Origin of the sequence: Microvirga brassicacearum, from assembly GCF_008757455.1 — a bacterium.
Lineage (GTDB): Bacteria > Pseudomonadota > Alphaproteobacteria > Rhizobiales > Beijerinckiaceae > Microvirga > Microvirga brassicacearum.
The window spans coordinates 202,052-225,406 of sequence record NZ_VCMV01000014.1; the positions used below are offsets into that span (position 1 = coordinate 202,052).

Genomic DNA, 23,355 nt, shown 5'->3' on the forward strand with positions numbered 1-23,355 from the left:
GCGGAAATTTAGCTAAGGCGAGGTATTTTAACCATACTTGGCTGGATGCTCATATTCTCAATGGAAAAAAAGCCGAACTGACTTAACCTTTGGTTAACCTCGCCCCTTAACTTGCGAGGGGCCAAGATTTTCAGCTTTTCAACACGGAGAAACAACATGTCCGCCACCATGCGTTGGGATGCACAGCAGCGCCACGACTACACGGATGTCATGGTCGGCCAGGCGGCCAACCTTGGCCAACTTGCCCGGAGCCCTGAGGGGGGCGCTGTCGGCTATCCACAGACCCGGCGTGAGTTCGATCGGGCGCCGGTCCTTCCCTCAGAACTTCGCTTTCTTGCCCCCAACTACAACGAACTTGACGTCGTGCTGAGCCCGGCCGACCGGTCCTTGTGGTGCTATATGCAGCCGAAGGGGCCCCCCAGCTTCACCAAGGGCATGCTTGGCGACCTCATCGCGCTTCGCAAATCGGTGCAGGATTTCTTTGCCAGCAACCGCGCCAATGGCGAGGCGATCCAATATTTCGTCGGTGCCTCCCGCATCCCCGGCATCTATAACCTCGGCGGCGATCTGTCGTTCTTCCTGGATTGCATCCGCGACGGCAACCGCGAAGGGCTTCGCCGTTATGCCCATGATTGCGTCAACGTCGCCTATCACATGTGGACCGGGTTCGACCTGCCGATCCAGACGATCGCGCTGGTTCAAGGCGACGCACTCGGCGGCGGATTCGAAGGCGCACTGTCCTTCAACGTCATCATCGCGGAGCGGAGCGCCAAATTCGGCCTTCCTGAAATCCTCTTCAACCTGTTTCCCGGCATGGGCGCGTCGAGCTTCCTGTCGCGCAAGCTCAACCCGGTTCAAGCTGAGAAAATGATCCTCAGCGGCGAAATCTTTAGCGCCGAGCAACTCTTCGACATGGGGCTCGTCGACGTCCTGTGCGAGGATGGTGAAGGCGAAGCTGCCGTTCGCAAGTACATTGCGGAGAATGCACGCCGCCACGCCGTACATCATGCGCTGAGCCGCATCCGCCGGCGCGTCATGCCCCTGACCCTCGAAGAACTGAAGGACGTCACCGACATCTGGGTCGAGACGGCGCTTCAGCTGAGCCCGATGGAACAGCGGCGGATGCAACGCTTGATGATTGCGCAGCATCGTCGTCTTGGCGAAGGTTGATCTTCCACAGCCGCCGAGCGCGCCAAGATTCTTATTGACGACGTGTGTGGTGCCACTCGGCAGATTTCTCCAACCTTGAAGGAGAAACCGCCGGGGCGACGCCAAGGCTCTCGCACACGCGGTCAAACTCGTCCCGGACAAGGACCAGATATTCCTCGCCATTGACGGCGAGATCGCGCGGCGACGCGTCGCGCCACGCCAGACACATCTTGAAGATTTCCAGCGCCCCGATATTGGCCGCGCTGCTGCGAAGGGCGTGAACGGAATCCTGGAAGGCTCGCGCGTCGCCATTGGCAACCGCGGAACCGATATCCTCGATCGTCTTGCCGGCGTCATCGGCGAATAACTGTGCCAGCTCCTGCACGAACTGCTTGTCGCCAAGTTGCTCAAGCCGGTCGAGCGTGCGCTGATCGACGGGCGCAAAGCGAGCATTTCTGGCCGGCATCGCCAACAATGGCTCGGTTCTGACCGCCGCGGGGACGGCGCGCGACGGAGGCGCTGGTTCGCCGGATTGATCTCCTGCGACGATGGCGGATATTGCCGTCAACAATTCCTCGGCATCGACCGGTTTGGAAATGCAAGCAACCATCCCTGCCTCGGAACATCGCCGTTGCGTGTCGGGCGAAGCATCGGCCGTCAGGGCTACAATCGGCACGGTCTTCTGCCCCAGCGCAGCGAAGCGGTAGAGCTTGGTCGCATCGATGCCGTTGAGCACCGGCATGTTGACGTCCATCAGCACGATATCGAATGAACCCTCCTCAAGCGCATCAAGGGCCGCCTCGCCGTCATCAACCAGCGCGACGGTGTGGTTCGCCAGTCCAAGGATCTTGCTCAGCACCATCTGGTTGGTGCGATTGTCGTCGGCCACCAGAACGGAGAGTGGTTTGCCGCGATCCGGAACATGATCGGAAGCGGGGGAAGGCGACGCGAAGAAGCCGCTCTCGGCAATGGCGAGCGTTCGAACCACGGCCTGCGGCTCCAGAGGGCGGCTGAGCCGACTCACGCACAGGCTCCTCAGGCTCGGATGAGGCAGATCGTCTTCATCGGTCGCGCCGATGAGGACGATTGCCAGTTTGTCGCGCCCATCCTTCTGGGCGAACCTGTTGGCGAAATCTTCGACGGCGTCGGCAGTCACCATCGCCGCATCGAGGAGGAGCACGACCGGTCGAGACGCTGCCGCACGGGGCTGCGACAGCAGAGCCATGGTCTCCTGCGGGGTCTCGGCCACCGCGAGGCTGCGCCCGCTGGCGAGTTGCCGTTGCACGACCGGGTCACGCGAGAGCAGCACATAGCTCACGTTGACAGGATCAGCAGGCGCGGCCGCTTTCTCGGACGCGCTGAAGTCGATTTCAAACCAGAACGTGCTGCCGGCTCCGGGCGCGCTCTCCACCCCGATCGTGCCGCCGGCGCGTTCGACCAGCTGCTTTGATGTCGCAAGACCAAGCCCGGTTCCGCCAAACCGGTCGACGATGGTTTCGTCGGCTTGGGTGAAGCTCTCGAAAATCCGCGTCTGCGCCTCGGGCGAGATACCGATGCCCGTATCTGAGATCTCGACCCGCAGAGTGATTTCGCCGCCCTGTCGTTCGATCGCATCCGCCGCGATGGTGACATATCCCTCTTGGGTAAACTTTACCGCGTTACCAACGAGATTGACGAGAGGTCCTTCCAGCGCGTGCAGATCACCCTTGAGAAAACGAGGCGTGCGCGGCGTAATGTGCAGGCTCAAGCGCAACTTCTTTTCGCCCACTTGAACAGCGAGCATCCGCCTCACATTTTCGAGCGACGCGTAAACGTCGAATTCCGCCATCACCGCGCGCCGGACACCGGATTCGACGCGCGAAAAATCGAGAATCGAATTGATCAACCCGAGCAGCGATTGTCCGGCGGTGGTGATCGTGCGGGCCATATTGCCCTGATCGGAATCGAGCTTCGTTTTGCCCAGCAGGTTTCCCAACCCGATGATGGCGTTCAGGGGCGTTCTCAGCTCGTGGCTAACACTGGCAATGAAGAGGCTCTTGGCACGGCTCGCCGCTTCAGCCTGGCGTTGCGCTTCCGACAATTTTGCAATGAGACGCGACACGTAGAGCGGCAGCACGACGAGGCCGGCGAGAAGCCCGGCGCTGAGGGCCAGGTGGGTACGCCAGAACTCACTGACGACGATGACGGATCCAAAGCCGATAACCGCCACGAACGAAGCGGCGAAGAGATATTTGACGCCGAACCGAAACCCATTGCCGAGGATGACCCAGAGATAGATCGGATAGAGCGCGGCAGTCGATTCGCCGCCGACCGCGACGCCGTAGGAGAACAGCCCGAGATCGAGGACGATCGCGAGGAGCCGGCGCGTGACGGAGACGCCCGGCCGATAGAGAATATGGCAGAACAGAAGAAGCGAGAGCAGATCGTAGGCCGCGAAATAAATTGCCGTCTCGCGCAGCATGACGGCAGCGTCGGCGCTCCCAAGCGCACTCGCGATACTGAGATAAGCCAGCACCACCCCGCTCAGGACGAAGCGGTTGATGGTCATCTCATGTTCGCTGTCAGGCCGCCGCCTCAGTTCAGTCCTGACGCGCTTGAAGAACCGGAGGACCCGACTCCAGCTTGCCGAATAGAGGGACGATTTGACCACCATGACAAGCCTCCGTCATCGGGACCTAAGCAAGATAGACATGCTTGCGGTCGGCTTTGACGAACGCGATGAACTCTTCGACTGGCATCGGCTTTCCGAGATGGTAACCCTGCCCCTCGTCACAACCCTCGATCCGCAGATGCGCCAGTTGCTCGGCAGTCTCGACACCTTCTCCGACGATCGTCAGATCGAGGCTGTGCCCGAGATTGACGATCGCGCGGAGAATGGCGGCATCGTTGGGATCGGTGGTGATGTTCCGGATGAAGCAGCGGTCGACCTTGATGCGATCGACCGGCAGGTGCTTGACGTATTGCAGGGAGGAATAACCGACGCCAAAGTCGTCGATGGAGATGCTGACGCCCAACTCTCGCAGCCGATGCAGGTCGCGCACCACCGCATCCGTATCCTCCAGCATGACGCTTTCGGTGATTTCGAGTTCCAGCAAGGTCGCGTCGAGGCCGGTCTCGGCGAGGATTTCGGTGACGAGGAGCGAGACGTCCTGTTTGCGGAACTGCAGCGCGGACAGGTTCACGCTCACGCGAATCCCGGGCAGTCCCTGGTGCTGCCATTCGACAGCACGCCGGCAAGCTTCCTTCAGCACCCATTCGCCAATGGGGAGAATCAGGCCGTTCTCTTCGACCCGTGGCAGGAACATTGCGGGCGCAACGATCCCGATGCCGGGCCGATGCCAGCGCAGCAATGCTTCGGCGCCAATGATGAGGCCGGTCGCAAGGTCCATGCGCGGTTGGTAATAGAGCGTGAACTGCTCTTCGGCGATTGCTTGCCGCAATTCCGTATCGAGTTCGGCAGCCTCACGGGCACGCATCGTCATATCGGCAACGTAGAAGCGGTGGAGATTTCCGCCCTCGGATTTTGCCTGGTGCATGGCAAGATTGGCGCTGCGCAACAGGTCCTCCACATTGCCGGCATTGTGCGGGTGAAGGGACGTGCCGATGCTGGCTGTCGTGGTGATCGGCTTGCCGAACAACTCATACGGCTGCGACAGGGCCTCCGCGATGCGGGCCGCAAGATCGGACGCCGCTCCCTCGTCGGTCACGCCTGTCTGCAGCACGGCGAACTCGTCGCCGCCAAGCCGCGCCGCCGTGCCGCTCTTTCCTACCACGCGCGTCAACCGTTTGGCCGTCTCGATGAGGAAGCGGTCGCCCGCCGTGTGGCCGAGCACGTCGTTGATCGGCTTGAAGCCGTCGAGATCGATGAGGTGAAGTGCGACAATCCGGCTGCCTCGCCGCGAGCGCACGATCTCCGCGCTCAGCCGCTCCTGCAGCATGATCCGGTTTGGTAGACCCGTCAGCGCGTCATGGTGAGTGATATGATGCAGATGGGCCTCGGCCCGTTTGCGCTCGCTGATGTCGATCGAGGTGGTAAGCACCGCGGTGATCGCGTCGGCGGAGGTCCGCAAAGGCGATTTGGTGGTCAGGACGGTGCGCTTTTCGCTGCGACCGTCCGAGAACTCCTCCTCGAAAGAGGAGATCGGCCGTCCGGTATCCCAGACGACGCGATCGAGCGATTTACTTCTCGCGCCCTGGACCTTGCCGAAGAGAACGGTCGCGTCCTGGCCCACGACCTTGGCTGGGTCGAGACCGAGCAATCTCGTCTGATAAGCGTTGGTGAAAAGGATCTTTCCGTCTCGGTCTGCAGCCGAAATCATCGCCGGAACGGTATCGATGACCTGGGCAAGCCGCTCGCTGGAATCCCGCAGGGCCTCCTCGCGGGAGCGTTCGCTATGCTTCAGATCGCGCTCCAGCCCGTCGGCCCGGCTTGCCAGCAGCAGCTGCTGGTGACGCATTTTGAGGAGATTGCGAGCGCGGGTTGCAAATTCGTGGTGATCGACAGGGCTTTGCAGGAAATCGGTCGCGCCGGCTTCGAGCGCCTGAAGCCGAAACTCGCGATCCTCATAGACCGTGACGATGACGACCGGCAGGTCGATGAGTGCCGGCAGCTCGCGGATCCGCCGGATGAGCTCCGCCCCGTCCATCTGGGGCATCTTGTAGTCGCTGATGATAAGATCCGGCGTGTTTTCACTGAGCCACGACAAAGCCTCCAGCGGGTCCGCAAAAGCATTGACCGAGATGTCGCTGGAAATCGATTTGGCCAACCGGGAAAACAGGTTCCGGTTGGTGGCCTGATCGTCGACGATAATGATGTTGGACATCATACGGCGCCCATCATCGCAATCAGGCCGGCTGGCATTGCTGGTTGATCCTCGGCCATATGGTCTTTCATCACATTGGTTTTGCAAATCTGGGGCATTGAGCAGTCTGAAATGCGATTGTCGCATGTTCATTCTGGCGAAGTTCTTAATTTCTCTTGCTCTTACGTCTCAAACTAGCACCCGGCCCTTGGGGCAGGCAACGAAACAAGCCGGGCGAGTCTTACGCGCCCCGCAACAACATCACGCCACTCAGTTGCGTCTCCCCTGAAGATAATCCTTCAGGCCCTCCGCTCAAGAGGGGCGGTGATTCAGGAGCCGGGGTCATAGCTGCCCCTCACGAACCGCCCTCGCAGTCTCGGGCTGGGCGTGGTAGTTAGCGCCGCCTTCGCGGCTTTTCCCTCACCTTTACCGTTCGGCCAATCGCATGCTTCAGATCGACAACCTCGTCTTCAACGGATGGGGCCGCCGCTTTTTTGACAAAGCCACCGTTACGCTGCCCACCGGAACAAAGGTCGGACTCGTGGGCCGGAACGGCGTGGGCAAGTCGACCCTGTTCAAACTGATCCTCGGTGAGTTGCAGCCGGACGGTGGCGAAATTGCGTTCCCCAAGGGAGCGCGGATCGCCTCCGTCGATCAGGAGCACCCGGCAACGCCCGTCTCGCTTCTCGATACAATCCTGGCGGCGGACGTCGAACGGGAGGCGCTGTATCTCGAACTGGAGAGCGCCGAACCTGAGCGGATGGGCGAGATCTACGGCCGATTGATCGAGATCGACGCCGATCGTGCGCCGGCGCGCGCTGGTGAGATTCTAAGCGGCCTCGGCTTTTCGACCGCTGACCTGACACGCCCGATGGCGGAATTTTCCGGCGGCTGGCGGATGCGCGTGGCGTTGGCCGCGGCGCTTTTTGCGCAACCCGACCTGCTTCTCCTCGACGAACCGACCAACTATCTCGACCTCGAGGGCGCACTCTGGCTCGAGGCGCGGCTCAAAAAGTACCCGCATACGGCTCTGATCATCAGCCACGACCGGGAACTGCTCAACAATTCGGTCGATGCCATTCTGCATGTGAGCGAGGGCAAGCTCGACCTTTATACCGGCGGATACGACGATTTCGAGCGGCGGCGCGGCGAGAAGCTTCGACTGCAGACCGCCTCGCGCAACAAGCAGGAAGCCGAGCGCGCTCACCTCCAGAGCTTCGTCGATCGGTTCCGGGCCAAGGCCAGCAAGGCGGCGCAGGCCCAATCGCGCATGAAACGGCTGGCAAAGCTCGAGCCGATCGCCGCCGTGATCGAGGAGCGCGTGGCGCCGTTCACGCTGCCCTCGCCCGAGCGTCCCCTCGCCCCGCCTTTGATGCAGCTTGAGCACGCGGATGTGGGTTATGACGGTCATGCGGTCCTGCGCGACCTGAACCTGCGGCTCGATATCGACGACCGGATCGGCCTTCTCGGCGTCAATGGAGCCGGGAAATCGACTTTCGCCAAAATGGCCGCAGGCGCACTCTCGGTTCAGTCGGGCCTCATGCGCCGCGAGGGGCGCGTGAAGGTCGGCTGGTTCCATCAGCATCAGATCGAGGCGCTGGATCCCGCCGATACACCTCTGGAGATCATCCGCCGGGCGAGACCGAACGACAGCGAATCCTCGCGCCGGTCGCGGCTTGCCCAGTTCGGTCTTGGCTTCGACAAGCAGCAAACCACCGTCGCCGACCTCTCAGGTGGCGAGCGCGCCCGCTTGCTCCTGAATCTTGTGGCCATGGACGCCCCTCACCTCTTGATCCTCGACGAACCGACCAACCACCTCGATATCGACAGCCGGCGCGCGCTGCTCGACGCGCTGAACGATTACGCGGGCGCGGTCATCCTCATCACCCACGACCGCTCGCTGATGGAGTTGGTAGCCGACCGGCTGTGGCTTGCGGCCGATGGCCACGTGAAGCCCTTCGACGGCGATATGGACGATTATGCCCGTTTCGTCCTCGATCGCGCCAAGGCAGGTTCACGGCCGTCACAGAACCGGGAACGCTCCGCGAAGCGCCGGAAAAGAGAGGCCGCGGAGGCGGCTTGATCCTGGCGAGATCGCGCGGGAGGGGCGGGAGACCGTTGCAAACGAACAGTTTCAGGCCGCCTCCGGCCAGAAATATTCTCATCGTCAGGTGGGAGATTCGCCGTAAAACCGAATATTGTCGCGCGGCCGTGAAGCAGTCTTTTCGGCGTCTCTTGTAATTCTCGCTGAATGCGACTATATCAGCGTATCGAATTTGGCCTGACGACTGCTCTGTTTCGCCTTGCACTGCTTGCCGCGCGCTCCGAACAATCTCTCCAAAACTCGAAAAATTGTGCGTGTTCACAGAAATGAGAACAGGCGCGGACGTGCATATACAAGTCAGTGAAAGGACTTACAAATGGTTACCGGCACCGTAAAATTCTACAACGATCAAAAAGGCTTCGGCTTCATCCAGCCCGATAACGGCGACAAGGATGTGTTCGTGCATGCGACCGCTCTCGAGCGCGCTGGCATCCGCGGCCTCGTTGAAGGCCAGAAGGTCTCCTTCGACACCGAAGAAGATCGTCGTAGCGGCAAGATCGCAGTCAGCACCATCCAGACTGCATAAGCCAGACCTGTCTGGTGTGAGGTAAACTCACACCAAGCATTCGAGGCCGCACTCCAAAGGTGCGGCCTCTTCTTTTTGGTCGCAAGTTCTGCGACGACCGCGAAACTATTTACTTTCGCAAGTGAGGGTTTGATGTTTAAATTCAAGAGAACGATCCATCCGAAGTCCGTCATGTTTGCCGTTGAATACGAGGACGGTCGCATCGGTTACCTCGTCGTCGAAGGACATGGCGGTCCCGGTGAAGATTATCTCGCGACATCGATTGCGAAAGAACAGCAGGCGGCCGGCTTGTTGCCGGAGGGCACCATCACACGCATCAAGCGGGTGAGATAAGGAACCGAGTTTCCATGGCTAAAGGTCAGCAGCGCGGAAATCGCGAGACGAAAAAGCCGAAACAGGACAAGGTCAAAGCCAAGGACACGCCATCGCCCTTCACGGTCGCACCGTCGAAGACGGTCGGGTCCGTGAAGCCGAACACGGGCAAGCGCTGATGGTGCTGCGGGCGGGCCTGGTGCTCCTTTCGGTCACGAGCTTCTGTGCTCCTGCCCTTGCTCAGCAACCGACCCTTGCCCAAACGCCGGGCGTTCCGTCGGTGCAAAACGCCAGCCCGCTTCCGACCACCGACGGCCGCGCAAACGAGGCCGAAACGGCGCGCCAGCGCACGGAAGCCCGAGAGCGGGAATGGGACCGCAAGATGCGGGCCTCCACCAACAGCATCTGCAAAGGCTGCTAGAACATGACCGGCGGGGCAGGTACGCGGCCGCCGGATGATCGTGCGAAGAGGCCGCTTCAGGATTCTTCGTGCCAGGCAGGGCAGTCCGAAAGGGAAATCCTATGATGAAACCGAAGTTCAAAGTCGGCCAAACCGTGCAATTGTCGACCAATGGCCTGGGTCGAACGACGCGCGGCACCAGCTATGAGATCATCAGCATCCGTCCGGCCAACGACGATGAATTCCAGTACGTGATCAAGAGCCCGACCGAGGCTTATCAGCGCTGCGTCCGCGAAGGCTTGCTCGCGACCTGAAGCGTCCCCGCCTGCCAAACTTCTCTTAAGCGACGCTGAAATGCCAAGCCGCGTGAGGATTGGTGGGCCCGCCCGGACTCGAACCGGGAACCAGACCGTTATGAGCGGCCGGCTCTAACCATTGAGCTACAGGCCCTTTTTCCAAGGGATGTCGGCTTGTAGCGGCAAAAGGGGTTGCTCCGCAACGGTGTCGGAAGCGAAGCCCTTCACCGCCACGGGGAATTTCCTCAGGGACGGAAAATCTCGACCTTCTCGTCAAAACCGTCAATCTGATGCGCGCCCAGCGGGACCGGGTTGCCCCATAGGTGCTCCACGAAAGACTTCGACATGAGAAGCGGTTCGCCAAGGGTCTTGTTGAGGTCGGCAATGCGGCTTGCGATATTCACGTCCCGCCCGATCACCGTGAAGTCGAGCCGTCGCCCCGAGCCCACATTGCCGTAGGCGGCGTCGCCGTGATGCAGGGCAATGCCGATATTGATCGGCACGGGAAAGCGGCCCTCGTTATTGGCGGCGTGAATCCGCCGAATGGCCTTCGTGGCGGCAGACAAAGCGGCCTGCGGTGCGCCGCCGGTATCGTCACCACGGTCGCGCACGATGGCGAGCAGGCCATCGCCCAGATATTTCAGGACTTCGCCGCCTTCATCCTCGATCGGCGGAACAAGGCAATCGAAGTAATTGTTCAGAAGCTCGACCGCATGTTCGGGGCTGAGGGTCGATGAGATCCGGGTGTAGTCACGCATATCGGCGAACAGGATCGCGGAGCGGATCCGCGTGACCTGCCCTCTCAGGATCGCGCCGGACAGGATCGCCTTGTGAGGCTCCTCCCCCACATAGATGCGCAGCACGTCGTCGAGCCTGCTGCTCGTGGCGCGCAGTTCGAACACCAGTGTGAAGGATGGGATGACGAGGCGGAGCACCAGCAGCGCTCGCTCATCGAAGCCTTTCGGCGAGCGCGTAGCGAACGAGATGGCGTTCTTGGCGCCGTTGCTGAAAGGCATCGGGATGGTGAGGTAGTGCCGGTATCCCGTCTCTTTCAGTTCCGGGACGATCGGGAACATATCGTCCGGTGTAGTCCCAAGATCGAGCAGCAACCATTCGCCGGTCCGGTTCACATGTGCGAAGGGGCTCGACATGTAGATCTGTCCACGTTGGTCCCCATGCGGCAGGTAGCGCACGACGGTACCCTCTTCCCGCGTCCAGAACCGGCCCACGCCCGCATATTCGGAGTGCAGCGCCTCGATGGCCGAGGCCGCGCGGTCGATGGGAATGCCGATATCCTGCAAATGCGCGATAAAGCCGTTCAGGAGGTCGTTCGGGTCGTGCATCAGGACTGCGCTCGTGACGAGCCAATCCCGCAAGGCGATGGCCCGAGAAAGCGTCTCGGGGTCGAGGTTCCGGACAGGCTCGGCCGGATCAATCAGCAGGCTAGGGGGAGCGGGGGATAGCGTCATAAGGCCAAGGTGGGTTTCACGACGTGAACCTGCAAGCGCGAAAGCGGCTGCGATCAAACATAAGGGACTTTGCGGCACGCCGCAGCTTTCGTTTTGACAGTCCCGGTTCGGCGGTCTAGAGCGGCAGCGACATCGCGGTCGACTAGTCATTCCCGCCAGTCGCCAGCCCGGGCTTCTCCCGCCAGACATCAGGACGAACCATGTCGACCCTCGATACCTTTTTCGTCACCAAAATCTATCGCGCCGAACTGAACGACGCGAAGCATGCGGATCTCAACGCCGAGTTGGAGGCCGCGAGTCTTTCGATTGCCGAGGACGACGAGGCGGGCCAGCGCTGGTGCGAGAAGAACGGCTATCCCGGCTACACCTCATACGCGTCGCTCGACGATCTGCCGTGGCGGGTGCCCGCTTTCGGTCAACTCCTGAAACTGCTGAACACCCACGTGGCAGCGTTCGCCAAGGAGCTTGAATTCGACCTCAAGGGGCGCAAACTCGTTCTCGACAGCCTGTGGATCAACATCCTGCCGCCGGGCGGCGTCCACACCTCGCACATCCATCCCCATTCCGTGGTCAGCGGCACGTACTACGTGACCATTCCCGAAGGGGCGAGCGCGCTGAAATTCGAAGACCCGCGCCTCGGGTTCATGATGGCGGCGCCGCCACGAAAGCCGAAGGCAAAGCCTGAAAACCGGCAATTCGCCTATATGGCGCCAAAGCCCGGTACGGTCCTGCTCTGGGAAAGCTGGCTCCGCCACGAGGTCCCGGTGAACGAGGCCGAAAGCGAGCGGATCAGCATCAGCTTCAATTACGCCTGGCGCTAGAGCCTGATCCGGCGAAGTGGATACGGGTTCGCCGAAAGATCATGCGGCAAAACAAAGCGATAGAGCCGGATCAGATTCGAGAAGCTGAATCCGGCTCTAGTGCACCGCCGGCCGTTCATGCGGCAGGAAGAACGTCAAAAGCCCGATCGCCGGCAGGAACGAGCAGATCTTGTAGACGGTCTCGATGCTGGTCACGTCGGCCAGGTGGCCGAGAACCGCCGCGCCCAAGCCTCCCATGCCGAACGACAGGCCGAAAAACAGGCCCGCTATGACCCCGACCCGACCCGGCACCAGTTCGGTCGCATAGACGAGGATGGCCGAGAACGCCGAGGCCAGGATCAGCCCGATGAGGACGCTCAAGACGCCGGTCCAGAACAGGTTCGCGTAAGGAAGCATCAGCGTGAAAGGCAGCACGCCGAGAATCGAGAACCAGATCACATATTTGCGGCCGAACCGGTCTCCGACCGGGCCGCCCAGCAGCGTGCCGGCGGCCACCGCGAACAGGAAGACAAACAGGTGGAACTGCGCGTCCTGCACCGAGAGCTGGAAGCGATCGATGAGATAGAAGGTGAAATAGCTCGTGATGCTGGCGGTGTAGAAGTTCTTCGAGAAGGTGAGCAGCATCAGGATGGTGATCGACACCAGGATCTTGCGCCGGGTGTGGGGGGAGCGGGTCTCGGCTGGCCGCGGTTTTGAGCGGAGCAGCACGAGGCGCTCTCGATACCAAAGTCCGACCCTGTAGAGCACGACCATCGCCAGCAGCGCCACGACGGAGAACCACGCAATGCTCGGCTGACCGAACGGCACGACGATAAACGCCGCCAGCAGCGGCCCGATCGCCGTGCCGGCATTGCCGCCGACCTGGAAGAACGATTGCGCGAAGCCATGCCGCCCGCCCGAGGCCATGCGCGCGACGCGCGAGGATTCCGGGTGAAACACCGACGATCCCATGCCGACCAGGCCCGCCGCCAGCAGAAGCAGGCCATAGGAGGATGCCTGGGACAGCGTCAGTAGCCCAATGAGCGTAAAGCCCATCCCCACCACCAGCGAAAAAGGCCGCGGCCGCTTGTCGGTGTAATAACCCACGAGAGGCTGGAGCAGCGATGCGGTGCACTGGAAGGTCAGGGTAATGATGCCGATCTGGCCGAAATCGAGGCGATAGGCTTCCTTCAGGAGCGGATAGATCGCCGGCAGGAGGGACTGGATCAGGTCGTTGAGCAGATGCGAAAAACTGATCGCTGCCAGGATCGGAAACGTTGCCTTCTCGACAGGAGACAAGACCGGGGCGGCATGCGTGACGGGCGACTTGGTGTCCATTGGCGTTACATTTTCAGGGGATTGATCGCCCCTGCCTCCTTGCCGCAGCGTTCTTCGTCTCCCCTATAGACGAGAAGCGGCTCCGTTGGCTTCAACGGATTGCGCGATGCTGGGTTGCCGGAGCCGTATTCCGCCGTTGCAGGTCTGACGCAAGTTCGAATGCGTGGCGCGATCAGGCCTTCGCCGCCCGAGTTCGTCGTGGGGCGGCGAAGGCGTTTTTCGAATGGAGCCGTTACTCGGCCGCGTCGGCGAGCAGGTCGCCCGGCGAGAGACCCAGCGCTTCCGCCACACCCAGGCCGTAAGCCTTGTCGGCGCGATAGAAATGCGTGATCTGCCGCTTGACGATGTCGAGCGGCACGCCTTGCATCGCCTCAGCGATGTTGCCGAACAGCTGTTTTTGCTGCTCCGCGTTCATCAACCGGAACAACGCGCCGGGCTGGCTGTAATCGTCGTTGCCGACGCGATGATCGTAACGATCGGCGTCGCCAGAGATCTTGAGCGGCGGTTCCGCGAAGCGATCATTCTCGACGGGACCGTTGAACGAGTTCGGCTCGTAGTAAGCGTCGCCGCGATTGGGGATATCGTTCAGCATCGCGCCGTCCGCATGATAATGCGTCACCGGGCAACGCGGGCGGTTGACCGGAAGCGCCTCGTAATGCGTGCCGACGCGGTAACGATGCGCATCCGCATAGGCGAAGATCCGGCCCTGCAGCATCTTGTCCGGCGAAAAACCGATGCCCGGGACGATGTTCGACGGCGAGAACGACGATTGCTCGACCTCGGCAAAATAATGCTGCGCGTTGCGGTTCAGCTCGAGGATGCCGACCTCGTGCAAAGGATATTCGGCGTGCGGCCAGACCTTGGTGATGTCGAACGGATTGTATGAGGTCTTGTCGGCGTCGGCCTCCGGCATGATCTGCACGCAGACACGCCAGCGCGGGAAGTCGCCGCCTTCGATCGCTTCATAAAGATCGCGCTGCGCGCTCTCGCGATCGGTGGCGATCACGGCCTCGGCCTCGCGATTGGTCCAATTCCGGATGCCCTGAAGCGACTTGAAGTGGAACTTCACCCAGTGGCGCTCGCCAGCCTCGTTGATGAACGAGTAGGTGTGCGAGCCGAAGCCATGCATGGCACGGTAGCCTTGGGGCAGACCGCGATCCGAGAACAGGATCGTGACCTGGTGCAGGCTCTCGGGCGACAGGCTCCAGAAATCCCACATCGCCGTCGGGCTGCGCATGTTGGTGGAGGGATGGCGCTTCTGGGTGCGGATGAAGTCAGGGAACTTGACCGGATCGCGCACGAAGAAGACCGGCGTGTTGTTGCCGACTACGTCCCAGTTGCCTTCCTCGGTGTAGAACTTCACCGAGAAGCCGCGCACGTCACGCTCGGCATCGGCCGCGCCCCGCTCGCCAGCGACGGTCGAGAAGCGCAGGAAAACCTCGGTCGTCTTGCCCATCTCGGCGAATAGGCGGGCTTTTGAGAACTTGCTGATGTCCTGCGTCACCGTAAACGTGCCGTAGGCGCCCGAGCCCTTCGCGTGCACGACGCGCTCCGGAATGCGCTCGCGGTTCTGGTGCGCGAGCTTTTCGATCAGCTGATAATCCTGCAGCAGCAAGGGGCCGCGCGGACCAGCCGAGACCGAATTCTGATTGTCGGGAACCGGCGCGCCGCCGGTGGTGGTGATGGTGGGCTTGGACATCGGAAAAATCCTCCTGATCGGCCTGCACCATCGTCGGGCCCTAGAGATTAGTCCAATTCGATTGTCTGACCGTCACGATCAGTTTATCTTATCGACATGGTCACCCTGCGCCAACTCCGTTACCTTACGGCAATTTCCGAGACCCGCCATTTCGGCCGGGCGGCAAAGTTGTGCCACGTGACCCAGCCGGCCCTCTCCATGCAGATCCAGGATCTTGAGCACAGTCTCGATGTTCAACTCGTGGAGCGTCGGCGCGGCTCGGTCGCGCTGACGGCGGCAGGCGCTGAAATCGCCGACAGGGCATCGACGATTTTGACCGCCGTTGCCGATCTGGAAAACTATGCCAGTCGCGACCGCCCTGCCCTGGTCGGACCGCTCCGCCTGGGCATCATCCCGTCCATCGCACCCTACCTTCTGCCCCGTGCTCTGCCCGAGTTGCATCGCCTCCACCCGGACCTCGACCTGAGAATCCGGGAGACGCAGACCTCCGCGCTGGTCGACGAGCTCGCCCATGGCGATCTCGACCTGATCCTTGCCGCGCTGCCCCTCGGCAGGCCGGACTTCGAGACGCTCGACGCCTTTCAGGATCGTTTTCTGGTGGCGCGACAGGCCGGTTCCGGACGACCCGGCGACGAGCGCATCGATCCCGCCAGCATGGCGAGCGAACATTTATTGCTGCTCGAGGAAGGGCATTGCCTGCGCGATCAGGCGTTAAGCGTCTGCAGTTCGCTCAGTCCCGGGACAATCAACGCCTTCGGCGCCTCCAGTCTCTCAACCGTCATGCATCTCGTGGCCAACGGCTACGGCATCACGCTCCTGCCCGAGATGGCAGCGGATATCGAGGTGACAGACCGGGTGGAACTGGTGCGATTCACCGAACCGGAACCCGTGCGGACCATCGGCCTTGCGTGGCGGCGGTCCTCCACCCGGCGCGCCGATGCGCAGGCGCTGGCGCACCTGTTGCGGGAGGTCCGCGCATGAATAACGACGTCCTGTACCGTCTCGCCATCGCCCTTGCCATCGGCTTGCTGATCGGTCTTGAGCGCGGTTGGCGCCAGCGCGAGGAGGCCGAAGGCGAGCGCACGGCCGGGTTTCGCACCTACACTCTCTCGGGACTGCTTGGCGGCCTCTCGGCGGCGCTCGCGGCCCATACCAGCCCCGTCTTCCTCGGGTTTTCGTTTCTGGCCTTCGCCATCGGGTTCGGCGCGTTCGCCTGGCTGGAAGCCAAGACGGAGCGCAATTTCAGCGTCACCGGCGTCATTGCGGGAATGCTGGCTTTCGCACTCGGTGCCTATGCGGTCCTGGGCGATCTGCAGGTGGCAATCGCCGCGGGGGTCACGGTGACGCTCATTCTGGCGCTCAAACAACCGCTCCATAGCTGGCTGAGGACACTGACCTGGATCGAGATCCGCGCCGCCCTGATCCTGCTCGCCATGACGTTCCTAGCGCTGCCGCTGCTGCCGGACCGTCCCATCGATCCGTGGGGCGCCATCAATCCGGCGGAAATCTGGCTGCTCGCCATCATCATCGCGGGCATCTCCTTCGTCGGCTACATCGCCATGCGCGTCCTGGGGAGCCAATCCGGCATCGCGTTGGTGGCGCTGGCAGGCGGGCTTGCGTCCTCGACTGCCACCACCATGACGCTGGCGAGGCTCGCTCGCGAACATCCTGCCGCCAGCCCGCTTGTGGCGGCAGGTATCCTGCTCTCGGGGTCGGTGATGCTCGTTCGCGTCCTCGTCGTCGCCAGCGGCCTCAACGTCAATCTGTTCGTGCCGCTGCTCTGGCCCTTGGGCGCAGCCGCCTTCGTGCTCCTGGCGGTAACGGCTGTGCTTTTTTTCGTGAACCGCGGCGGCGGGGCGACGCGCCCGGACTTGAAGATCAGCACCCCGTTCGATCTCGGCACGGCCCTGAAGCTTGCCGGATTGATCGCCGTCATCAGCCTGTTGGCCAAGTGGTTGATCGCGACGGTGGGCGAAAGTGCGCTGACGATCCTTGCGGCGCTGTCGGGCATCGCCGATGTCGATGCCATCACCCTCTCGCTCGCCCGCCTGGCGCGCGACAGCATCACGATCGTCACCGCCACCGAGAGCATCGCCATTGCGGTCGCGGTGAACACCGCCGTCAAGGCCGGGATGGCGTTCGGATTGGGGACGTCGAAGGTTGGTTGGATCGTCTCGGGCGCAAGCGCCGCCGCGATCGGCGCTGGCACCGCAGCGTTTCTGATCTTTTCGTAAAAGCCGAACCGAACCCGTCATTCCGGGCCGCGAGAGCGAACCCGGAATGACGGCAGATCGATGCGTTAATTATCGAGGAAGCTTCTGAGCTTCCGGCTTCGCGACGGATGCTTGAGCTTGCGCAAGGCCTTGGCCTCGATCTGGCGGATACGTTCGCGCGTGACCGAGAACTGCTGACCGACCTCCTCGAGGGTGTGGTCGGTGTTCATGCCGATGCCGAAGCGCATGCGCAGCACGCGCTCCTCGCGAGGCGTAAGCGAGGCCAGCACCCGGGTGGTCGTTTCGCGCAGGTTCGACTGGATCGCGGCGTCGATGGGCAGGATCGCCATCTTGTCCTCGATGAAATCGCCCAGGTGCGAATCCTCCTCGTCGCCGATCGGCGTCTCGAGAGAGATCGGCTCCTTGGCGATCTTTAGGACCTTGCGCACCTTCTCGAGCGGCATGGCGAGCTTCTCGGAGAGTTCCTCCGGAGTCGGTTCGCGGCCGATCTCGTGGAGCATCTGGCGCGATGTGCGCACGATCTTGTTGATCGTCTCGATCATGTGCACCGGAATGCGGATGGTCCGCGCCTGGTCGGCGATCGAGCGGGTGATGGCCTGCCGGATCCACCAAGTGGCATAGGTCGAGAACTTATAGCCGCGGCGATATTCGAACTTATCGACCGCCTTCATGAGGCCGATATTGCCCTCCTGGATCAAGTCCAGGAATTGCAGACCGCGGTTGGTGTATTTTTTGGCGATCGAAATCACGAGGCGAAGATTGGCCTCGATCATTTCCTTCTTGGCCTGCCGGGCCTCGCGCTCGCCCTTCTGGACCATCAGGACGATGCGGCGGAACTCCTGGATCTCGAGACCGGTCTCGGAGGCCAGATTGTGGATCTGCTCGCGCAGGTCGTGGATCTGATCCTTGCCCTTGGCGACGAAATCCTTCCAGCCACGCCCGCCGAGCTTGGAGACGCGCAAGACCCATTTCGGATCCAGCTCCCAGCCCTGCCAATGCCTGAGGAATTCGTCACGCGCGACGCCGTGGCTCTCGGCAAAGCGCATCAGGCGGCCCTCATGCGAAATGAGGCGCTTGTTGATGTCGTAGAGCTGCTCGACCAGGGCTTCGATGCGGTTGTTGTTGAGCGAGAGCGATTTCACGCTCGTGACGATATCGCTCTTCAGCGTCTTGTACTTGCGCTCCTGGGCCGGGGTGAGCTGCTTGTTCTGCATGCGCTGTTCCACATGCTCGACCTGCAGGCGGCGCAGCTTCTTGTAGTTGTCGGCGATGGAATCGAAGGTCTCGAGAACGCGCGGCTTCAGCTCGCTTTCCATGGCCGAAAGCGAGACGTTGTTCTCCATATCGTCGTCGTCGAGGTCCTCCGGCGGGGTCTCGCCCTCGGCGATCTCTCCTTCGGCGGCGGGTTCCGCCCCCGGTTCGCCGTCGATGCGCGGCGCCCCCTTGCCCTCCGGGCCCGCATAGGTGGCCTCGAGGTCGATGATGTCGCGCAGGAGAACCCGGCCCTCGACCAGTTCGTCGCGCCAGATGATGATGGCCTGGAAGGTCAGCGGGCTCTCGCAGAGGCCTGCGATCATCGCTTCGCGCCCGGCCTCGATGCGCTTGGCGATGGCGATTTCGCCTTCGCGGGACAGAAGCTCCACCGAGCCCATCTCGCGCAAGTACATGCGCACCGGATCATCGGTGCGGTCGGTCGGCTCCTTGGTGGTCGTCTCGCGAACCACGACGGCGCGCGCCTGCGAGGTCTCGACAAGGTCGCCGCCTTCGGCTTCCTCTTCCTCGGCCTCGGGCTTCTCGCCCTCTTCCGCCTCTTCGGATTCGACCACGTTGATGCCCATTTCGGACAGCTGACCGAGCACGTCCTCGATCTGCTCCGAGGAGAACTCCTCCGAAGGCAGAACTTCGTTCAACTCGTCATAGGTCACATACCCGCGCTTCTTCGCGAGTTTGATCATCCGTTTAACGGCGGCATCGCTCAGGTCGAGAAGCGGCCCGTCGGTTTGTTGTTCCGGAGCCGCTGTCTCGCCTTCGTCCCGTTCGGTTGCCTTCGTCGCCATGCTTTGCCCAACTCCAGCGCGCCAGCGGCTTCCTGATCGAAACCGTGATACGCGAATGGGCGGCGAAGCGTGTAGGCCTCACCACCCGAATATCATTTCAAACCTAAACAGTGAGTCGCTTGACTAACCGTTAACTGTCCCGCTCGACCTGCCTCGCACCGACCTCCCGCGCCGCCGACCCCGGGCCGTCAGTGATCGCGGTGGACAACGCCGTTGTCCGAGTCGGCTTCGGCACCTTCAACCGAGGACAGTTGGTTTTGGACCTCTCGCAGCCAGGCGAGATTGGCCTCGTTGTCCTCTTCGGCAAGTGCGCGTTCAGCAGCCCGAAGCTCGCTATGTAACGTGCGTGCGCGCCGATGCAAGGTGATGGCTTGCCTCAATGCGTCCTCAAGCCGCAAGGAATCCGCATGAATATCAAGCATCCAGCGGTCGCCCGGGCGAACCTGGCCGGTCAGTTTCTCGGCCGCCTGGGTCAAGCCGGCACGTTCCAGTCGGGTTTGCATCACGCTCGCGTCGACCGGTTCGCCGCTCGCCGCGCCGTCCAGCAGAAATCGCCGAAACGCCTGTGCGGCTTTTCCCTCAAGTTCAATCTCTGCAAGGACTTCAGCGTGGTTTTGCAGCAATTCCGGGTGGGCCAGAAAGACACACAGGATCACCGCTTCGCGCGGACTTTCCAGCGTCCCACCCATGAACAGGGTGCTTTGGGCCAGAAGCGGGCTGACGCTCAGGCGGGCGTTGGGCGTGGTCGGTAAAGGGCCCCGCCGGTCCCACCGCGCGCCGCCGGCCTGGCGCTGGTAACGATTCTGCCGGGAATCGGGATTCAGGGCCGAAATCCGGCTCTCGATATCCTCCCGATAGTAGCGTTTGAGCGTTTCGTCGCGAATCAGTGCAAGTGATTCGCGCAAACGCCGCTCGAGTCCGGCCCGCCGTTCCGGCGTATCGAGCGGCCCGACCTCGATCTCGCGCGCCCACAGGATGTCGACCAGCGGCCGGGCGCTCGCCAGCACCCTCTCAACCGCAGCCGGGCCGCCCTCGCGGGCGAGATCATCCGGATCCTGTCCTTCCGGGAGCAGTGCAAAGCGCAGGGACTTGCCCGCCGAGAGGTTCGGCAAAGCGGTGTCGACCGCCCGAAAGGCGGCGCGGCGCCCGGCCTTGTCGCCGTCGAAACAGAGGATCGGCTCATCGCTCAGGCGCCAGAGCAGCGCCAGTTGGTCCTCGGTCAGGGCGGTGCCGAGCGGCGCCACTGCGTTGTGAAACCCCGCAACGCTGAGCGAGATCACGTCCACATAGCCCTCGACCGCGATCACGGTGCCGCGGTCATGGGCCGGTTTGCGGGCAAGATGGTAATTGTAGAGCAGGCGTCCCTTGTTGAAGAGCGGCGTATCCGGCGAGTTGAGGTATTTTGCCGGCGCATCGGCGCTCATTGCCCGTCCGCCGAAGGCGACGATCCGCCCGCGCACATCCGAGATCGGGAACATGATGCGGTCGCGGAAACGATCATACGGGACCTTGAGGTCTTCGGCGGTGACCAGCAGGCCCGCCTCCTCCATCATCTCGGGCGGCACGCCCTTGGCCGCGAGGTAATCGCGCAAGGAATAGCGATCGGCGGGTGCGTAACCTATGCGGAAATGCGCCTGGGTGTCGGGGCTCAAGCCGCGGCTTGCGAGATAGTCCCGCGCCTTCACGCCGAAGCGGCCCTTCAGCGAGGCCTCAAAAAACTCCGTCGCCAAATCCATGACGTCATAGAGGCTGTTGCGGCGGACCTCCTGCTCCTGATCCTCCCGCGTCATCTTCGGCAGCGTCACCCCTGCCTCGGCCGCAAGGCGCTCGACGGCTTCCGGGAAGGACAAACCTTCCGTCTCCATCAGGAACGAGAAGATATCGCCATGCTTGCCCGACGAGAAGCAATGGTAGAACTGCTTCTGGTCGTTGACGTAGAACGAGGGCGTCTTCTCAGCATTGAATGGCGACAGCCCCCGCCATTCCCGCCCAGCCTTCTTCAGGCGCACGCGCTTCCCGACCACCGCCGAAGCCGGCAGGCGGGCCCGTATTTCCTCGAGGATCTGGGGCGGGTAGCGCAAAGAGCGTTTTCTCCAACCAGAAGAGCCAGACTAGCAGCAAATCCGGAGATTAATCAGATCGAGCGTGCAGCCGAGGGCGGTTTCAACCGTCCTCCATCCTCATCCTGAGGAGCAGCCAAAGGCTGCGTCTCGAAGGATCCTCCAGGTCTCGCTGGATACGCCTCGTCCTTCGAGACGCCGCTGCGCGGCCCTCAGGATGAGGCTCCGTTTGGCGTGAGGGGGCTTGAATTACAGCCCTCCTCACCCTTTCGGCAGCAGCTCCTTCACCAGCCCGCTCGCGCGGCCGAAATCCATGCGGCCGGCATATTTGCCCCGGAGCAGTCCCACGACCTTGCCCATGTCCTTCATGGAGGCGGCGCCGGCTTCAGTGATGGCGGCTTCGATGGCGGCTTTGGTCTCGGCCTCATCCATCTGCTGGGGCAGGAAGGAGGCGATCACGTCGGCCTCTTCCCTTTCCTGTTGGGCGAGTTCCGGACGGCCGCCCTGCTCGTACATGGTGATCGATTCCTGGCGCTGCTTGATCATCTTCTGCAGCAAACCGAGGATCTCCTCCTCGGAGATCGGACCCTTGCCGAGGCCCCGCGCCTCGATGTCCTTGTCCTTCAACGCCGCCTGAATCAGCCGCACCGTGCCGAGTTTGCGCTTGTCGCCGGCCTTCATGGCCGCTTTCATTTCGGTCGTGAAACGTTCGCGCATGGCGCTTCTCCTCTTGTGTCATATGGCGTTCGAGCGTTGACGCGGCGCGAGCGGCACCTTAAGTCACAGCGATAGTTCAATGGCGGCCCGTATCGGCCTGCTCAAGCGCGGCCCGTTGGCCTGGGACTTAAAGAGATCATGACGATGCTGCAAGATAAACACGCCGCCGGGTCCCTCTCGGATGGCTGGTCGGAGCCGCGCGCGACCGCCCTCCTCGTTCTCCAGGACGGCACCGTGCTTGAAGGCTTCGGGATCGGCGCTGAAGGCGAGGCGACGGGCGAGGTCTGCTTCAACACCGCCATGACGGGTTATCAGGAAATCCTGACCGACCCGTCCTATGCGGGCCAGATCATCACCTTCACGTTCCCCCATATCGGCAATGTGGGCACGAACGACGAGGACACCGAGAGCGTCAACGCGGCCTCGTCGTCGGGCGTGCGCGGCGCGATCCTCGGAGCCGCCGTCACCGAGCCGTCGAACTGGCGCGCCTCCCGCCACCTCGACGCCTGGCTCAAGGCCCGCGGCATCGTCGGCCTGACCGGCATCGACACCCGTGCCCTCACCGCGCTGATCCGCGACAAGGGCATGCCGAACGCGGTCATCGCCCACGATCCGGCTGGCAATTTCGACATCGACGCCCTGAAGGCCCGTGCCGCCGGGGCGACCTCCATGGACGGGCTCGATCTGGTGCCGCTGGTCACAAGCGCGCAGCGTTTCGACTGGCTCGAGAGCACCTGGAATCTCGGCGAGGGCTATCGCGCACCCGGCGAGTTCAAGCACCATGTGGTGGCGATCGATTATGGGGTGAAGCGCAATATCCTGCGTCTGCTCACCCGCGCCGGCTGCAAGGTCACGGTCGTTCCGGCCACAGCCTCCGCCGAAGACATCCTGGCGTTGAAGCCGGATGGCGTTTTTCTCTCCAATGGCCCTGGCGATCCGGCGGCGACCGGCGAATACGCCGTTCCGGTGATCCGCAAGGTTCTGGAGGAGAAGATCCCGACCTTCGGCATCTGCCTCGGGCACCAGATGCTGAGCCTCGCGGTCGGCGCCAAGACCACGAAGATGCATCAGGGCCACCACGGCGCGAACCATCCGGTCAAGGACCGGACCACCGGCAAGGTCGAAATCACGTCGATGAATCACGGCTTCGCGGTCGATCCCGCGACCCTCCCGACGAACGCGGTCGAGACCCACACGTCGCTCTTCGATGGCTCCAATTGCGGCATCGCGCTGACCGACCGTCCGGCTTTTTCGGTGCAGTACCACCCCGAAGCCTCGCCCGGCCCGCAGGACAGCCATTACCTTTTCGACCGCTTCGTGCGGCTGATCGAGGACGGGAAAGCCGCCAAGGCGGCCTGAGAACACGCCCGCGACAACGGGGCGATTGCGCCC

Annotated in this window: 19 protein-coding genes and 1 tRNA gene; 11 read left to right on the plus strand and 9 right to left on the minus strand. The window is 62.3% G+C overall.

The features are described 5' to 3' along the window. The first annotated feature begins 156 nt into the window (after positions 1-156). On the plus strand, positions 157-1,170 hold the full coding sequence (locus FEZ63_RS11675) for a crotonase/enoyl-CoA hydratase family protein (protein WP_150944535.1): 1,014 nt from the start codon (positions 157-159) through the stop codon (positions 1,168-1,170). Positions 1,171-1,201: 31 nt separating this feature from the next. Here the strand turns inward: FEZ63_RS11675 and FEZ63_RS11680 are convergent, their stop codons facing one another. Beyond that, positions 1,202-3,802, minus strand: a complete 2,601-nt coding sequence (locus tag FEZ63_RS11680) for a response regulator (protein ID WP_150944537.1) — start codon at positions 3,800-3,802, stop codon at positions 1,202-1,204. A 22-nt stretch (positions 3,803-3,824) separates the two neighbouring features. Beyond that, positions 3,825-5,975, minus strand: a complete 2,151-nt coding sequence (locus FEZ63_RS11685; protein WP_244622760.1) for a two-component system response regulator — start codon at positions 5,973-5,975, stop codon at positions 3,825-3,827. Between the two features lie 421 nt (positions 5,976-6,396). Here FEZ63_RS11685 and FEZ63_RS11690 point away from each other — a divergent pair, with 421 nt between their 5' ends. The 6 genes from FEZ63_RS11690 to FEZ63_RS11710 all read left to right on the plus strand — a co-directional run bounded on the left by FEZ63_RS11690 (position 6,397) and on the right by FEZ63_RS11710 (position 9,607). Next, positions 6,397-8,034, plus strand: a complete 1,638-nt coding sequence (locus FEZ63_RS11690) for an ABC-F family ATP-binding cassette domain-containing protein (protein ID WP_150944539.1) — start codon at positions 6,397-6,399, stop codon at positions 8,032-8,034. Positions 8,035-8,371: 337 nt separating this feature from the next. Next, positions 8,372-8,581, plus strand: coding sequence for a cold-shock protein (locus FEZ63_RS11695; RefSeq protein WP_150944542.1), 210 nt, complete (start codon positions 8,372-8,374; stop codon positions 8,579-8,581). A gap of 132 nt (positions 8,582-8,713) precedes the next feature. Then, entirely contained in the window at positions 8,714-8,914 is a 201-nt protein-coding gene (locus FEZ63_RS11700; RefSeq protein WP_150944544.1) for a hypothetical protein, read from the plus strand. A 14-nt stretch (positions 8,915-8,928) separates the two neighbouring features. Next, complete coding sequence (locus tag FEZ63_RS25170; protein ID WP_201274151.1) at positions 8,929-9,072, plus strand: hypothetical protein; 144 nt, start codon at positions 8,929-8,931, stop codon at positions 9,070-9,072. Then, positions 9,072-9,314, plus strand: a complete 243-nt coding sequence (locus FEZ63_RS11705) for a hypothetical protein (protein ID WP_150944545.1) — start codon at positions 9,072-9,074, stop codon at positions 9,312-9,314. The genes FEZ63_RS25170 and FEZ63_RS11705 overlap by 1 nt, the downstream gene beginning before the upstream one ends. Positions 9,315-9,415: 101 nt before the next feature. Further along, positions 9,416-9,607, plus strand: a complete 192-nt coding sequence (locus FEZ63_RS11710) for a hypothetical protein (protein WP_150944547.1) — start codon at positions 9,416-9,418, stop codon at positions 9,605-9,607. Between the two features lie 60 nt (positions 9,608-9,667). Here the strand turns inward: FEZ63_RS11710 and FEZ63_RS11715 are convergent. Together FEZ63_RS11715 and FEZ63_RS11720 are read right to left on the minus strand one after the other, a co-directional pair. Further along, a tRNA-Ile gene (locus FEZ63_RS11715) sits at positions 9,668-9,743 on the minus strand. A 91-nt stretch (positions 9,744-9,834) separates the two neighbouring features. Further along, complete coding sequence (locus FEZ63_RS11720; RefSeq protein ID WP_150944549.1) at positions 9,835-11,058, minus strand: adenylate/guanylate cyclase domain-containing protein; 1,224 nt, start codon at positions 11,056-11,058, stop codon at positions 9,835-9,837. A gap of 200 nt (positions 11,059-11,258) precedes the next feature. Here FEZ63_RS11720 and FEZ63_RS11725 point away from each other — a divergent pair, with 200 nt between their 5' ends. Further along, positions 11,259-11,879, plus strand: a complete 621-nt coding sequence (locus tag FEZ63_RS11725; protein ID WP_150944551.1) for a TIGR02466 family protein — start codon at positions 11,259-11,261, stop codon at positions 11,877-11,879. Positions 11,880-11,975: 96 nt separating this feature from the next. On the opposite strand, the gene FEZ63_RS11730 is transcribed toward FEZ63_RS11725, so the two are convergent. Both FEZ63_RS11730 and FEZ63_RS11735 read right to left on the minus strand, forming a co-directional pair. Further along, the gene (locus FEZ63_RS11730) at positions 11,976-13,196 is read right to left on the minus strand and encodes an MFS transporter (protein ID WP_150944553.1); all 1,221 of its coding nucleotides are present in this window, start codon (positions 13,194-13,196) and stop codon (positions 11,976-11,978) included. A gap of 232 nt (positions 13,197-13,428) precedes the next feature. Beyond that, on the minus strand, positions 13,429-14,895 hold the full coding sequence (locus FEZ63_RS11735; protein ID WP_150944555.1) for a catalase: 1,467 nt from the start codon (positions 14,893-14,895) through the stop codon (positions 13,429-13,431). Positions 14,896-14,991: 96 nt separating this feature from the next. Here FEZ63_RS11735 and FEZ63_RS11740 point away from each other — a divergent pair, with 96 nt between their 5' ends. Both FEZ63_RS11740 and FEZ63_RS11745 read left to right on the plus strand, forming a co-directional pair. Next, entirely contained in the window at positions 14,992-15,876 is an 885-nt protein-coding gene (locus tag FEZ63_RS11740) for a hydrogen peroxide-inducible genes activator (protein ID WP_150944557.1), read from the plus strand. Beyond that, positions 15,873-17,129: an MgtC/SapB family protein gene (locus FEZ63_RS11745; protein WP_150944559.1), complete on the plus strand. Its 1,257-nt coding sequence runs from the start codon at positions 15,873-15,875 to the stop codon at positions 17,127-17,129. The genes FEZ63_RS11740 and FEZ63_RS11745 overlap by 4 nt, the downstream gene beginning before the upstream one ends. Before the next feature lie 65 nt (positions 17,130-17,194). On the opposite strand, the gene rpoD is transcribed toward FEZ63_RS11745, so the two are convergent. From rpoD to FEZ63_RS11760, 3 genes are all read right to left on the minus strand, one after another. Then, entirely contained in the window at positions 17,195-19,186 is a 1,992-nt protein-coding gene (rpoD, locus tag FEZ63_RS11750) for an RNA polymerase sigma factor RpoD (RefSeq protein WP_150944562.1), read from the minus strand. Positions 19,187-19,374: 188 nt separating this feature from the next. Further along, positions 19,375-21,267, minus strand: coding sequence for a DNA primase (dnaG, locus tag FEZ63_RS11755; RefSeq protein WP_150944563.1), 1,893 nt, complete (start codon positions 21,265-21,267; stop codon positions 19,375-19,377). 240 nt (positions 21,268-21,507) lie between these two features. Further along, positions 21,508-21,963 carry a GatB/YqeY domain-containing protein gene (locus FEZ63_RS11760; protein ID WP_150944566.1) on the minus strand — a complete coding sequence of 152 codons (456 nt, stop codon included), beginning with the start codon at positions 21,961-21,963 and terminating at the stop codon, positions 21,508-21,510. A 144-nt stretch (positions 21,964-22,107) separates the two neighbouring features. Between FEZ63_RS11760 and carA the strand changes: the two genes are divergently transcribed. Further along, complete coding sequence (gene carA, locus FEZ63_RS11765; protein WP_150944567.1) at positions 22,108-23,322, plus strand: glutamine-hydrolyzing carbamoyl-phosphate synthase small subunit; 1,215 nt, start codon at positions 22,108-22,110, stop codon at positions 23,320-23,322. Positions 23,323-23,355: the final 33 nt, after the last annotated feature.